The sequence below is a fragment of the Porphyromonas levii DSM 23370 genome, assembly GCF_000379925.1.
In the GTDB taxonomy this organism is placed as follows: domain Bacteria; phylum Bacteroidota; class Bacteroidia; order Bacteroidales; family Porphyromonadaceae; genus Porphyromonas_A; species Porphyromonas_A levii.
Map to the genome: position 1 here is coordinate 1 of NZ_KB904282.1, position 12,942 is coordinate 12,942.

At 45.3% G+C, this 12,942-nt stretch carries 13 protein-coding genes and 2 pseudogenes; 3 read left to right on the forward strand and 12 right to left on the reverse strand.

The genetic code is table 11. The annotated features are described in order from the left end of the window. Nucleotides 1–229 (forward strand): annotated as a pseudogene (locus A3GG_RS13750) (ISAs1 family transposase); the annotation flags it as partial. A 62-nt stretch (nt 230–291) separates the two neighbouring features. Here A3GG_RS13750 and A3GG_RS0108680 read toward each other — a convergent pair. The 12 genes from A3GG_RS0108680 to A3GG_RS0108740 form a co-directional block, all read right to left on the reverse strand. After that, nucleotides 292–870: a conjugal transfer protein TraO gene (locus tag A3GG_RS0108680; protein ID WP_026215734.1), complete on the reverse strand. Its 579-nt coding sequence runs from the start codon at nt 868–870 to the stop codon at nt 292–294. After that, nucleotides 864–1,811, reverse strand: a complete 948-nt coding sequence (traN, locus tag A3GG_RS0108685; RefSeq protein WP_026215735.1) for a conjugative transposon protein TraN — start codon at nt 1,809–1,811, stop codon at nt 864–866. Before traN ends, A3GG_RS0108680 begins: the two co-directional genes overlap by 7 nt. A 21-nt stretch (nt 1,812–1,832) precedes the next feature. Beyond that, nucleotides 1,833–3,137 carry a conjugative transposon protein TraM gene (traM, locus tag A3GG_RS0108690; RefSeq protein ID WP_018358904.1) on the reverse strand — a complete coding sequence of 435 codons (1,305 nt, stop codon included), beginning with the start codon at nt 3,135–3,137 and terminating at the stop codon, nt 1,833–1,835. A 277-nt stretch (nt 3,138–3,414) separates the two neighbouring features. After that, on the reverse strand, nt 3,415–4,038 hold the full coding sequence (gene traK / locus A3GG_RS0108700) for a conjugative transposon protein TraK (protein WP_018358906.1): 624 nt from the start codon (nt 4,036–4,038) through the stop codon (nt 3,415–3,417). Between the two features lie 51 nt (nt 4,039–4,089). After that, nucleotides 4,090–5,124 carry a conjugative transposon protein TraJ gene (gene traJ, locus A3GG_RS0108705; protein ID WP_018358907.1) on the reverse strand — a complete coding sequence of 345 codons (1,035 nt, stop codon included), beginning with the start codon at nt 5,122–5,124 and terminating at the stop codon, nt 4,090–4,092. 15 nt (nt 5,125–5,139) lie between these two features. Next, on the reverse strand, nt 5,140–5,769 hold the full coding sequence (locus A3GG_RS0108710) for a DUF4141 domain-containing protein (protein ID WP_026215737.1): 630 nt from the start codon (nt 5,767–5,769) through the stop codon (nt 5,140–5,142). A gap of 19 nt (nt 5,770–5,788) precedes the next feature. Next, nucleotides 5,789–8,308, reverse strand: coding sequence for a TraG family conjugative transposon ATPase (locus A3GG_RS0108715; protein WP_018358909.1), 2,520 nt, complete (start codon nt 8,306–8,308; stop codon nt 5,789–5,791). After that, nucleotides 8,305–8,640 (reverse strand): DUF4133 domain-containing protein, encoded by a 336-nt coding sequence (locus A3GG_RS0108720; RefSeq protein WP_018358910.1) that lies wholly within the window; start codon nt 8,638–8,640, stop codon nt 8,305–8,307. The genes A3GG_RS0108715 and A3GG_RS0108720 overlap by 4 nt, the downstream gene beginning before the upstream one ends. A gap of 7 nt (nt 8,641–8,647) precedes the next feature. Next, the gene (locus A3GG_RS0108725; protein WP_018358911.1) at nt 8,648–8,950 is read right to left on the reverse strand and encodes a DUF4134 domain-containing protein; all 303 of its coding nucleotides are present in this window, start codon (nt 8,948–8,950) and stop codon (nt 8,648–8,650) included. A 44-nt stretch (nt 8,951–8,994) separates the two neighbouring features. Next, nucleotides 8,995–9,813, reverse strand: coding sequence for a hypothetical protein (locus A3GG_RS0108730; protein WP_018358912.1), 819 nt, complete (start codon nt 9,811–9,813; stop codon nt 8,995–8,997). Then, the gene (locus A3GG_RS0108735; RefSeq protein WP_018358913.1) at nt 9,810–10,361 is read right to left on the reverse strand and encodes a DUF3408 domain-containing protein; all 552 of its coding nucleotides are present in this window, start codon (nt 10,359–10,361) and stop codon (nt 9,810–9,812) included. The genes A3GG_RS0108730 and A3GG_RS0108735 overlap by 4 nt, the downstream gene beginning before the upstream one ends. A gap of 3 nt (nt 10,362–10,364) precedes the next feature. Then, complete coding sequence (locus tag A3GG_RS0108740; RefSeq protein ID WP_018358914.1) at nt 10,365–11,165, reverse strand: ParA family protein; 801 nt, start codon at nt 11,163–11,165, stop codon at nt 10,365–10,367. A 598-nt stretch (nt 11,166–11,763) separates the two neighbouring features. Here A3GG_RS0108740 and A3GG_RS0108745 point away from each other — a divergent pair. Beyond that, a complete protein-coding gene (locus A3GG_RS0108745) occupies nt 11,764–12,147 on the forward strand; it encodes a plasmid mobilization protein (protein ID WP_018358915.1) in 384 nt (127 codons plus the stop codon). Beyond that, nucleotides 12,144–12,624: pseudogene (locus A3GG_RS12645) on the forward strand (relaxase/mobilization nuclease domain-containing protein); the annotation flags it as partial. The gene A3GG_RS0108745 and the pseudogene A3GG_RS12645, both read left to right, overlap by 4 nt. Between the last annotated feature and the right edge of the window lie 318 nt (nt 12,625–12,942).

Here is a 12,942-nt window from a genome sequence, read left to right on the forward strand (position 1 = left end):
TCATTGGGCGGTAGAGAATAACTTACACTATTGTCTTGATGTCATTCTCGGTGAAGACCAATCGTTAAAGAGAAAGGACAACGAAGCGAAGAACTGGAATATAATCAACAAGATAGCTCTCTTCTTCCTCGAAAAGCAAAAAGAGAAAACAAAAATTCCAATGAAAAACCTAAGAAAGAGGAACGCAACTATGAAACCTTCTCAGATACTCGAATACAACTATCTATGATAATTCAAATGCGATTGCCCTGATGAGCACCCCCATTACCCATATCATTCTTGTTATCTTTTTCATAAGTTTACTCTTAATCCAATACCAATATTAGGTCTAAATAGATTCAAGTCCGAGCCAAAGAGCATACGTCCTTGACCCTTCATTACAAGGAGCAGGCTATCCGTGAGGAATAGCTCTACCGATGCGTGCAATGCCCCACCATATACCCACCTTGTGCGATCTATGAGTTTAGCTCCATCGGGCAAGTCTGGATTACCACCATTCACCTCCTCATAGCCACCTAATCCAGCTACTCCGAGGTAAAGAAAGATATTCTTACCTCCGTCAGAGAGTATAGGGTGCATGTAGCCTAGCTGTAACAGACCATCTAAAGCAGGTACTTTATAAGAGCGATAGTCGTATGTCTGCCCTTCACACTCCAGCGTAAAAAAGGCATAGTTGGCGGTTTTGAAGTAACGCACCAGCGATACTCCAGCCGAATAGTTCTCCGCTCTAAAGAGTTTCTCACCTCGCACTATCGGCACACCACCAAAGAGTTCCAGCCCCTTTTGATTGGGGATAAGCCTCTGAGCTTGTGACGGTATCACTACCGCCACAGTCAAAACCAGCAATAAAATCACCCTCTTCATCACCACATTAGCTTAAGGTTATCTATTCGTCTTGCCCTAATCAAGTCCTCATTCTGCAAATAAAAAGTTAGCGTACGCCCACCATTACGCTCATAAAGGGTCACCTCCAGCTGCTTATCCTCAGTGAGGGCAAACTGCTCCAAAGCAAAGACAGTTCGCTCCTTGCCATTGGGTCGCACCTGCATCACCTGATGATACGCCCTTAGAGGCTGTAACACCCGCTCCTGAATAGCCGTCTGCTTTGCTATCTTCCTATCCACCACCTTGAAGCTGACAAAGTCCACTCCAAAAGGCATATTACTCTCGTTATCGATTTGAGTATGGAAGTAGAGCAAACCATTATGGGTATAAAGCCCTTTCATCTGGAAACGCAAACCAAACCGCTTTGCTCCAATATGCTTAACCTCCCGCTTATTTTTCTGGTAAATAGTCTTCATCAGCAGTTTAACCAGCATGGGACTCTCGCTTCCTAGCTCCTTAAAGTAGATGTCTGCCCGATTGGAGGGCAGACGACCATCCACGTGGGAGAGAAAGTCTATCATCTCAATACTGAGCATCTCAGGTTCATCTGCATACTTCACATTAAAACTATAGAAAGATCCATCATCGCAGAGTACCGAGAGATTACTTTCTCTTTCAAAATCCCTCACAGCTGCTTTCACCCTCAATACATTCTCAGCACCTCCCCCCTCATCTGCTTTCCCAGCTACCAAGGCATTACTGCCCAAGTCCACATAACGGATAGGTGCAGGAAATATCAAGTGCACCGTCTTCTCAAAGCTCACTTCCAATCCATACGGCACCACCACGCGCCCAGCAGGGATAGCACGGCTCATCCCTTGATAAAGGTCTCCCGTGGAGGGCATATAGCTCTGTCCATTATCTTGTGCCATAGCACCCAAGCTCATACCAAGAGCCAATACCCCCATTAACATTACTTTCTTCATATTCATATTTTTGATTAGTTATTATTTCGATTGAACTAAGTAGAGCTGATGCCCACCCTTTAATCGCACCTTAATCTCACGAAGCTTCTTTTGTAGTAGCTGACTCGCCCCCTGCATTGCCCCTCTTGCCAGCTCTGATATGATCTGGTCTTTGGCAGAGGAAGCAAATGTGAAGGAAGTACCCATGGAGCCACCAGCCGTTGCAGCGGTCTCCGTTAGTGCCTGCACCTCCTCAATGCCAGGAATGGCGATACCCTCCTGACCATCAAGGTCAAAAGCTGAGAGTGAGACTGAGAAGATACGTCCACCCGTCTCCACCGACCGCACATGAAGCCTCATCCTATTCCCCTCAATTTTCGCTTGAGCCACAAGCGGAGCATTGCGAGAAAGCCGAATGCCTTGGAAGTGTGCATCCTCCGAGAGTCTAAGCACCACGAAGCTCCCCTCCTGTAAGGTAGTAGTCTTATCGACCACCACCTTTAGGGTGTTTCTTGGTACTACCTTATTGGGTACGGTAGCCATAGAGAAAAATCCCAGATTTCGCTCACTTGCCCCAAAGTCAGCAATAAATGCAGAGTCCGTCATTGGCTGTTCCAGCATAGAGACCACTGGCTTTTGCTCTGCCAATACCTCCATCTGAGGAAGATTAGTTGCAGGTGCATTTGTTGTTAAAGGTTCATTATTCACCGACTGCCCATCAACCGGAGGACGCCCATAGGCAAGAGTCTTATCAGCAGTCCCAGCTGACGGCATATACTTCGCAGCCATTTGGTAGCTCTTTTCCATCAGAGCCAACTGTCGCTCCTCCTCGCTTGCGATGTCCTGCTCTCGATTATTCAGCTCCTCACGAAGACTCTCTATTTCTCCTCGGAGATAATCAATTTCTTCTTCGTAGTAGTTCTCCGCCTCATTAAAGGAAGCCAGCAACTGGTTATTTCTTTCATACTGCTGAACCGACCCCGCTATATCACCACCCCAAGCCTCTGAAGTGGAAGCTGAGTCTTCCCTTTGACCCTTTAGAGGGTATGGAGATGTATCCTCCTGAACAAAATAATCTGAGAGCCGACCAATCTCCTTGCGTTGCTCTTCTACACTCTCCTCATAGCTTGACAGTTCATAGGCTTTTAGCTTATTCTCTTCAAGTTGATCTACTGAAGCTTGCGGAACCATATCATTCAGCCCTGACTGCTCCATAGCCAGCTCTCTCTCTGACGGCTTAAAAATAAACCACATTGAGAAAGTAAAGATGAGCCCCAACCCTGAGAAAATAAGCCACTTTTTGACTTGCTCTTTTTGCTTCGTTGAAAGTCCTTTATTCTTATCCATAGTTATTTATCTGCTAAATACTCCATCGATCCTATCATCAATAGTGAGTCCAATAGTATTTCCTCCACTGGAGTCTCAATTATCGTATCCCTTGCCACAACGATCGGCTGCCAGCTATTCTTGACTATAAAAGGCTGAATCAGCATATAAAGTGATAGAAGCAAGTAGATGCCGCATACACTCCACAGAATCATCCTTCTTTGCTTTTGGGAAAGTTGTTCACATCCTTTATGGATAGATACCAAAACTCTTTTCCACCCTCTATTGACCACACTACTCATCGTTTTATCGTCTGAAGGTCTCTATTCTCACGCACCACAAACTGTTCCATCAGAAAGCCCTGAGGATTATTATCTGAACGGACTGAATTTTGGAGTGTACAGCTCGTTACCAAGCTACGCTCCGTGATGTTGCTCTGCCGTACGATGTACTGCCGACCAAAGGTTACTACCTCATAGGGATAAACCTCAAAGTTGCATTGGATAGAATCCAGCACCACACGTTGATTGATGTTTCCCGAGATAATCCGATTGTAGTATCCCTTCTCTGCGAGGTCTTTGTAGTAGTTAAATGCTGATTTATCGCACAGCATAAAGGCTCGTGACATATTCTCCTCGATGGCCTCCTTGTCCGGAGCAACCGTAAAAAAGAGTTCGTGAAAGCGTCTCACATGCTCCCTTGCCTCTACTGGTCTATTGGTAGTAGCGTCCTGACTCAGTGCCAAGATAAGCGACTTCCCATTGTCCAGTACATACACCTTCTCCCGCTGTTCACGAGCAAAGGAGTACGAGCTATAAACGACATACCCACACACTCCAAGACAAAAAACCACAAAGAGTATCGCATAGAGCCGTATCTGTTTGAACGAACTCTCTATATTAGTTAATGACTTAAATTCCATATCTGTTTAGCTTGTTGTTATTTATTTCAAGCCCCCTCAGGGGGTGGAGGCTTACCTCTTCGTGAGTTTGGCTTTGATTCTTCCAGACATATTACCTATCGCAGCACCACCAGCCCCTGCCGCCTGCTTACCACCTGTATAAGCCTTTTGAGCCCCAACCTTTCCTGCTTGGTTGACATTACGGCCATAAGCACCGATACCGCCACCTGCCTCAATGATCCATCCTGCTACCGTAGGTACAGCCGTATAGCCGATGATACCGATGAGGAAAAATGCCATATAGTACCAGCTCCCCACTTCTGGGATAAATGTTGGGTCAGCCAACTGAGCAATATCCTTTTGGAGCATCAAGACTTGTATCTTGGTCAAGAGGGCTGTAAGAATACTGCTCACAGGCAACCATAAGTACACCGATATATAGCGGCTAAACCAAGCAGAGAGTGAGCCACCCAAACCATCCCAAACCGAAATACCGAAGACGATAGGTCCTAGTATCGACAGGACAATCAGTATAAAAGTGCGAAGGGTATCAATGATAAGGCTGACAGCATGGAAAAGGAACTCCAATATATCTTGGATGGCCTTCATAATCCACTGCTTTGATCGATACGCAGCACGCTCCGCATACATCCCAGCAATGGTCACTGCATCTGACGGTCCGATAATACCCATTTCTTCAATCTTTGCATCAAAGAGTTCATTGGAGACCAAGTATGCGGTCTCTGGGTCTCTCAGTAAAGCCTCCTCCTTCAGTTTATCTCTCTTCGCCCTTAGGGTCGTCACTTCCCCCTCCTGAACAGCTACCAATTGCTCTGTCCCCTTAACCACTGGCGAAAGTATAGTATTCATTGTTCCCAACACCAAGGATGGGAAGAACATTATGCAGAAGCCTAAGGCAAAGGGGCGAAGCAAAGGGAAGAGGTCTATGGGCTCTGCCCTCGCCAATGAAGCCCACACCCTGATAGCTATATAAAAGAGAGCCCCCAACCCCGAAATGCCCTTGGCAATACCCGTCATATGGCTGCAGAGCGGCATCATCTCGTCATAGGTAGCACGGAGTAGCTCGTGTAAACTTGTGAAGTCCATATCAAATAATCATCATTACCAATAACGAACATCACCCGTCCCATAGAGCGAGAGCATCTGATTCAGTTGCCCCTTCTGCTTGGCACGGATATAGCTGACCGAGATATTCTTGCGGGTATAGTAGGAGACGATGGAGCGATACTCACGCACGGTATTGTAGATCTGGTCTATCATCTGCATCCGCTCGTGGTCATTCATCGAGAAGACATTGCTCTTAGCCACATTCTTTAGCTCACGGAGACTCTCGCCACTTAGCTCCAATAGCTTGGTATAACCCGAAGCCATAGCTGCCAACTCAGTCGGTCTAAAGTTGGGGTCATTGAGCATCTTCTTGAAGGAGGTGACATAAATCTCGGAGATATCTCCTACCATGAGGATGGTCTCCTTCACTTTGTAAGCATCGCCTATTAGATTATTCACCTTCTTGAGGGCATCGTAATACTGCTTACTCTCATTATAGAGTTTCTCTACTTCCTTAAAGTTGTCCAAGGTGTTCTTGACCGTCTTACTTGCAGTCGTTATCTCCTTAATCGTATTGGCGATATTGCCAGCAAAGTTGGTTGGATCTGTAACGACCCATTGTGCTTCTGCTCTAATCCCAAGAAATGCGAGTGCACACATTAGTATCAATAACTTCTGTTTCATTGCTTCAATCATTATTTTGTTAGTTCTTCTCTCTTTTCTCTTGTGCCAGCTGACGAATAGCCACCTCAATGTCACCACCCAATTGCTCTGCTCGTTTCAATACCTCAACCTTTTCCAACTCCTCAGTTGTATAAGTGAGATACTCCTCCATGGAGACCTCTGTCGCATAGACTGCTGATTGTACACCACCAAGACCAATCCAAACCTCTTTATATAGTCGGTTTGGGTCGTTGTTCATGTTGATGGAGAGAATCTGTCCCTTCTCTTTCTCCGAGAGACCGAGCATCTCCTGAATACCATCAAACTTGGTCATGTACTTACGCTGGTCGAGGAGTATCTTGCAGTCGGAGTTATTGATAATACTCTCCTTAACAATCGGTGATTGGATGATGTCGTCCACCTCCTGAGTGACTACTATGGCTTCGCCGTAAAACTTACGTACCGTCTTATAGAGGTACTTGATGTAGTCTGCCATGCTAGCACTCGCTATCGCTTTCCAAGCCTCCTCTATGAGAATCATCTTGCGGATGCCCTTCAGTCGCCTCATCTTGTTGATGAAAGCCTCCATAATGATGATAGTCACTACGGGGAAGAGGTCTTTATTGTCCTTCACGGCATCAATCTCAAAGACAATGAATCGCTTGGAGAGCAAGTCGATGTTCTTATCCGAGTTGAGGAGGAAGTCGTACCGACCACCCTTGTAGTATTGCTTGAGCGTGGTCAAGAGGTTGTCCACATTAAAGTCCTCACGGGTCACCTTGATGTCTCTCTGCTTGAGCTCCTCTCGATAGCTGTCACGCAGGAACTCGTAGAAGCCATTGAAGCATGGGGTGTGCTCAGGCGATACCTTGATGAACTCAATGTAGGCATTGACAGCTGAACCCAGTTCGCCAGCCTCTGTCTTGGTAATCCGCTCATCGGAGCTCTTCCATAGGGTCAGCAATAAGGTGCTGATACTCTCTCGCTTCTCTACATCGAAGACATGGTCATCGGTGTAGAAGGGGTTGAAGGAGATAGGACTCTCATCAGTGTAGGTGAAGTAAACGCCATCCGCCCCCTTGGTCTTCTGGTGTATCAATGTACATAGCCCTTGATAAGAGTTACCCGTATCCACCAAGAGCACATGAGCCCCTTGCTCGTAGTACTGCCGTACCATATGATTGGTGAAGAAGGACTTCCCACTCCCCGATGGTCCAAGGATGAACTTATTGCGGTTGGTGGTAATCCCCTTCTTCATTGGGAGGTCTGAGATATCTAGGTGGATCGGCTTGCCAGACAAGCGGTCTGCCATCTTTATCCCAAATGGAGATAGGGAGTCTTTATAATTGGTCTCTGCTGTGAAGAAGCAGAGGGCAGGCTCTATGAAGGTATAGAAGCTCTCCTCGCTGGGGAAGTCGGCACTATTACCTGGCATACCTGCCCAGTAGAGGGTGGCGGTGTCAATGGTATTGTGTCGTGGCTTGCACTCCATAAGAGCGAGGGCGGAGCCGACATCATTCTTGATATGACGCAGCTCCTCGGGGTCGTCACTCCAAGCCAGCACGTTGAAATGGGCACGTATGGAGGTGAGACCTTGGGAGTGAGCCACATTGAGGTACTCTTGTATCCACTCCTCATTGATTTGGTTGCTACGGCTATAACGACCAAGGGAGTGCATATTGCGAGCCGACTTCTCAAACTTCTGTAGGTTCTCGTCACTATCCTCAATGAAGAGGTATTGGTTGTAGATGTGGTTGCAGGAGAGCAATAGTCCGACAGGAGCGGCAAAGCTCAGTCGGCAGTCACTCCTATCTGTGGAGAGCCGTTCGTATCGGCTATCGGTACTCACGGAGGTGGGGAGGTCATCGGTATCTGAGAGGGTATGGAGACAAAGGATATTCTCCCCAACCCTTACCTTATCTGCTCCTAATCGGATATCTTGTAGGGATGGGTTGCTATCACCATTCAAGGAGAAGTAGCGATCCAATAGTCCGTAGTGATGCTCGCTACCGACTATCTCTTCCTCGGTAAGCCGAGTCAGCTTTATCTGGTCGCCATCATTGATGATGCGTTCAAACTGGTCGACTGCCTCTAAGAACTTGGCGACCTCCTCCTTGTCGCTAATCTCTTTCGGCAGGATATGCCCCCTACAAAGTGTGGAGAAGTTGCTCTGCCGTTGCATCCGTTGCTTATGGGTCTTGGTGAGGAAGAGGTAGCAGCTGTGATGGAGGAAAGGACGCTCATTGAAGTGTCTTTCCGAGGCTCTGGAGAGGAAGCTCAGGTACTCCCCTTCTTGCCTATTGGTCAATTCCTGCTGATAGTTCTCCTTGATGAACCAATCCTGCTTATGCACGATGGTGTAATTGGGTAGCACCTTGATAGCTTTATGCCAAGCAGAGTGCATCGCCTCATACTCCACAGAGGTGATGGTGAAGAGCTCAGGGAGCTCCACACGATAGGCGACTGTGATGTCTGCATCCTTGGAGACGATACAGCCATGCTCTACCGCGAGGAGGGGAAACTTACTCTCCAAGGTGCTGATTTTGCTACTATTTCTCATCGGTGTAGTTGTATCGACTTGAGGTCGTGGAAAAGGTGGGCGACGGAGCGTCTATTAATCAGGTAGCGAGGGTGGCTCTTCATCGCCCTTCGCTTCATCAATCCATACTGTCCGTACTTACGGTTCATGGCAAACGTTTGCCATACCACAATGGTGGCACCCACTAAGCCTATGACCAGACAGACTACTTGGTTAACACCAAGCAAGTAGAGGACTACGACAGCGATAAATGTCCCGAGTAGCCCCCCAGCAAATAGAAAGAGGTACTGAGCCTTTAGTCCCTTAAACTCGACGCTTCGTCCCACGCCCTTATTGATTTCCCACTCAGCCATACCCCAGTTAAAGGAAGAAGCTCCTAAGGATAGTTGCAGCTACAATCAGAAAGATACAAGCCCCGAACCAAGAGGCTGCGGTCTTGCTGGTGTCGGGATCTCCGCTGGAGAACTTATTATACACCTTGACGCCACCTATCAGACCTACTACTGCTCCAATAGCGTAGATAAGCTTCGTGGCTGGGTCAAAGTAGGAGGTAACCATCTTTGTCGCTTCATTAATACCAGCCATTCCATTTCCTTGGGCATATGCTCCTATAGTAGTCCCTGCTATGAGGAGTAATGCCAGCATTAATTTCTTTCTCTTCATACTTCTAATTCTATTCGTTATCTATTTGTCAATTACGCTTTCTGTTATAGATAATAGGAGAGAGGTTTCTTTTCCTCATCTTTTGGGGTCTTAGAGGTAGAGGAATCTGGAATTTGATTAATGATAGAAGAGTTTTGTGATTCTGTTTCTTGACCCTGTTCCTCTACTTCTCTAATGACCTTAAGTATTCCTTTGTTCTCCATGTCGATGTGGATCAGATTCTTGTTATACTGCTCCAAAAGGTCTGTGCCTTGAAGCTTTATGATGGTCTCTCGGACTGATTCAACTTCTTCTTCATCTAACGTCTCTTTCTGAGTAGTCTTCTGAAGGAGAGCCAACTCCTTGACCAATACGCCACCTGAGTGAAGAGGCTCTTTCGCTATAGGCTCTTCAAAGATGAGGAGTGCTTCTCTTTCGTTTTGCTCCTCATCCACCTCCTCCATATCATCGGTGTAGTCAATCTGAAGTTCATTGTCTTCTTCGATGACCTCGTCTGAATTGCCTAATTGCTCGGGCAATTCAGGGACAAAGGTATCTATGTTTTCAACCGATTTTTCAGATGGGGAGGTAGCAGGAACTATCGGGAAATCATTGGAAGGAGATGGAGAAATGTATGGCCGACTCTTCCCTACCAATGAGAAGGGAACTTCTTCATTCTTAATGGCATTTGCAGCTTCTATTTCCTCGTTTGCTTTGTTCTTTGATAGGTTATCAAGCTCTTTCAAACGATGAATATCATGAACTTTAGAGGGATATCTCGTCATCAACTGTGTTACCAATTTAACAATCAAATAGAGTATCGCCACACTCATCCAGACAATGGACATGATAAGTAAGATGTTGAGTATCGTGGTTGTATTCATTCTGGAATCGTCTCTTTACGTCTCCGCTTAGCGGTGACTTGGTTTATCAAATCTCTATACTCACGGATATGGTCTCTTAGGATATTCTCAATGTAGGCTGTAAGGGTCGTTTTACAGCCCAAGTCTTGAAGAATTATTCTCATTAAATCCGTTGTTTCCTTATTGACCGTGAATTGTGTTCGCTTCTCAAACACATTCAATGCGAGAAACCTTTTCTGATACTCGGAAAAGTCTGCTTTTCTTTGTGTAACACTTCTCTTCAATTGAGGGGGCTTCTTTGTTTTCTCTTGAGCTATAGTTTCAACTCCGACTTCATCCTCCACTTCCTCTGATATCCCAGTAGGAATCATGGAATCCTCTATTTCTTCCTCAATGCTCAATGAAGAATTTACTGAGTCTTGTTGTTCATCTTGATATTTGAAAAACACTTCATTAGGCGGGTCAAAAAATGGGCTCTTATCAGTCGTGTGAGGACTACTACCCATCTCTCCCATTTCCTTCAATTTCCTTTCCAATAGAGCATCTCTTTCTTCTTTGATTGTTCCCATAAACTATTCTGCACTCTTGGTGACTAATCCTATTCGTTGTAATAATTCAGGCACCCACTCATCGAGACCTGTACCAATACGCAGCTTGGGTTGAGGGGGAAGGTAAGAGCATCGAAAAACCTCTTTGACACCTGCCTGACCAAGCTCTCGACTGAATTTTACTGAACTATATAGCTGAGCATCAAAGAGAGACAATCCTATTTCTTTGACGAACTTTGTATATTCATCTATGATTAAGCTCCTAGCTCTACGATCCACCTTATTCCAGACGAGAATGATATCTTGAATGCGTACACTCGAAGTGGACACGCCAATGTCTCTAATTGTCTTGGCGTAAGCGAGGGAAGAAGTCAATGATTGAACATCTGCTTCGATGGGACAGATGATAAAATCCATCTGTATGGAGAGTTCTAATAGCTCTTTGGTGCTGGAATGCCCAGGGAAGTCAAAGATGACCATGTCAGGAAGTGATGAGCCCATTCCGTTAAGGGTGCTATTTACTAACCTCAAAGCATCCTTGGGTTCTGCTGCGATAATTCGATACGATGGTCTCTGAAATCTTTCAAAGTGTGCATGAATGCTTTCGGCGATCTGGGGGTCTTCTTCAATGAGGGCACGGTCTCTATCTCTCAATTTCTTAAACGATGTCTGAGTGCCATCACAATCAACCACGATAAGGTCAATACCCTTTTCGTAGTAGAGTATTGCGGCGAGTACTTCTGCTAATGTACTCTTGCCTACCCCTCCTTTTTGAGAGGCAAAACCAAGATAAATTGGTTTGTAGTACTTGTTCTCTTTCTCCATAACTCCATGAATTCTATAAATGTTACGACTTACTTTGCATGTCTTGATTCTTGTTTATTCTGACTCGAGTTCTCGATTACTTTATTAATTAAGTGCTTAAATAGTTAATCAATAGGCTAAGTAGTTAATCACTTAGTTATTCAGCATATTAGTCAATGGGGCAATCAAGTTGGTAACAACCCCATGGGCTAATTGATGAAGTTCGTTATTGGTCAATCTATTCATCGGTTATTTAACCACTTAATTATTCCATCAAATCATTACTTGATGACTTAATTACATCACAAATTAAGCGACTAATTAAGTAGCTATTTACTACTCGGGAGCTATAGGGAAGTAGCGAGAAAACTCGTGAAAGTAGTTAATATTGAATGGATTATTTATCCCTTGTACCTTTGTCACTACAAGGATTTGATACCTATTGGAGGGAACTGGAGCCCCCGAAGAGATTGCCCGCAAGGCAGACTCTTCATACCCCTATCATCTTGATATTGGCAAGGTGTGTTTTTGTCCGACAAACTCCGTTTTGCCGACAAAAAACCTTGCCCCACAGGGGAGACCAATCACTCCAAAGTCGTGATTACAAGAAAATAGAAATATGGAAGAGAAAAATGTGCGATGGGATCGTTGGGATACACGTATCCTTGACCCAAAAGAACAGCTGAATTTGATAGATATGTTTCGCCGTTCAGGGGCTAAAACGAAGTCAGATTTCGTTAGGGCAAGGCTCTTTGGAGAGGAGTTTAAGGTCATCACAGTAGATAAATCTGCTGTGGATTATTACCGTAAACTCTCCGAATTGACCTCCCAAATTCATAAGATTGGGGTGCTCTACAATCAAGTAGTTAAGGCTATCAATAGCTATCACTCGGTCAAGACAGCTCAGATATTACTAGGGAAACTAGTAGAACTATCTAAGCAGATTATCGCTCTGCAGGAGCAGGCGGTGGCATTGACCATTGACTATAGGAAGAGAAAATGATAGCAAAGATTTCTGCTACAGCTAATCTCGGGGGAACACTCGGCTACAACTTTAAGAAGGTGGAGCAGGAGGAGGCTTCTGTGCTATTGGCAAATGGTCTCTACCAGCAGAGCGGTAAGCCCTATACAATGGAGCAGGTCCTTGAGGATATGCAGCTAGCTATCCCTGATAAGTGCAGGACGAAGAAGGTTGTTTTTCATTGCTCGCTCAACCCTCATCCGGATGAGCATCTGGATGATGAAACTTTGAAAACGATTGCCAAGGAGTATATGGAGGAGCTGGGGTATGGAGAGCAGCCCTACATCGTCTTTAAGCACTCGGACATCGCTCGAGAGCATATCCATATCGTTTCGCTTCGGGTGGATGGCGAAGGAAGAAAGGTAAACGACCAGTTTGAAAGGCGAAGAAGCAAAAGGATAACTGATGCCTTAGAATTGAAGTATGGACTGATGCCAAGTTCCAAGAAGTCTGTGAAAGAGAATAGCTCCTTATTGAGAATGTTGCACGAAAAACCGTCTCAAATTATTGCGTATATCATTGATTATTAGTACCTTTATGTGTAATTAAGGGGAGAATATAGTATTGATTTATAGCGACAATAGTTATGGGATTCAAGCAAACGAGCAACAATGCACCCTCATTTACTGAGGTGTTTACCGAATTGAGAAGTTCTAGAGCACGCAATGAGTTTCTAGAGCAAATTGACAAACTNATTGATTGGAGACCATTTCAAACGCTCATAAATAAAAAGCTAAATAAGAGAGCTGAAGCGAAAGGCGAACCTACTTATGATGG

Bases quoted from the DNA above. Each gene is read 5' to 3' on its own strand.
- A3GG_RS0108710 (WP_026215737.1), bottom strand. From the start codon at position 5,769: ATGAAACAGAAGTTATTGATACTAATGTGTGCACTCGCATTTCTTGGG.
- A3GG_RS0108745 (WP_018358915.1), top strand. From the start codon at position 11,764: ATGGAAGAGAAAAATGTGCGATGGGATCGTTGGGATACACGTATCCTT.
- traM (WP_018358904.1), bottom strand. From the start codon at position 3,137: ATGGATAAGAATAAAGGACTTTCAACGAAGCAAAAAGAGCAAGTCAAA.
- A3GG_RS0108735 (WP_018358913.1), bottom strand. From the start codon at position 10,361: ATGGGAACAATCAAAGAAGAAAGAGATGCTCTATTGGAAAGGAAATTG.
- A3GG_RS0108725 (WP_018358911.1), bottom strand. From the start codon at position 8,950: ATGAAGAGAAAGAAATTAATGCTGGCATTACTCCTCATAGCAGGGACT.
- traK (WP_018358906.1), bottom strand. From the start codon at position 4,038: ATGGAATTTAAGTCATTAACTAATATAGAGAGTTCGTTCAAACAGATA.
- A3GG_RS0108720 (WP_018358910.1), bottom strand. From the start codon at position 8,640: ATGGCTGAGTGGGAAATCAATAAGGGCGTGGGACGAAGCGTCGAGTTT.
- A3GG_RS0108740 (WP_018358914.1), bottom strand. From the start codon at position 11,165: ATGGAGAAAGAGAACAAGTACTACAAACCAATTTATCTTGGTTTTGCC.
- A3GG_RS0108715 (WP_018358909.1), bottom strand. From the start codon at position 8,308: ATGAGAAATAGTAGCAAAATCAGCACCTTGGAGAGTAAGTTTCCCCTC.
- traJ (WP_018358907.1), bottom strand. From the start codon at position 5,124: ATGGACTTCACAAGTTTACACGAGCTACTCCGTGCTACCTATGACGAG.
- traN (WP_026215735.1), bottom strand. From the start codon at position 1,811: ATGAAGAAAGTAATGTTAATGGGGGTATTGGCTCTTGGTATGAGCTTG.
- A3GG_RS0108730 (WP_018358912.1), bottom strand. From the start codon at position 9,813: ATGAATACAACCACGATACTCAACATCTTACTTATCATGTCCATTGTC.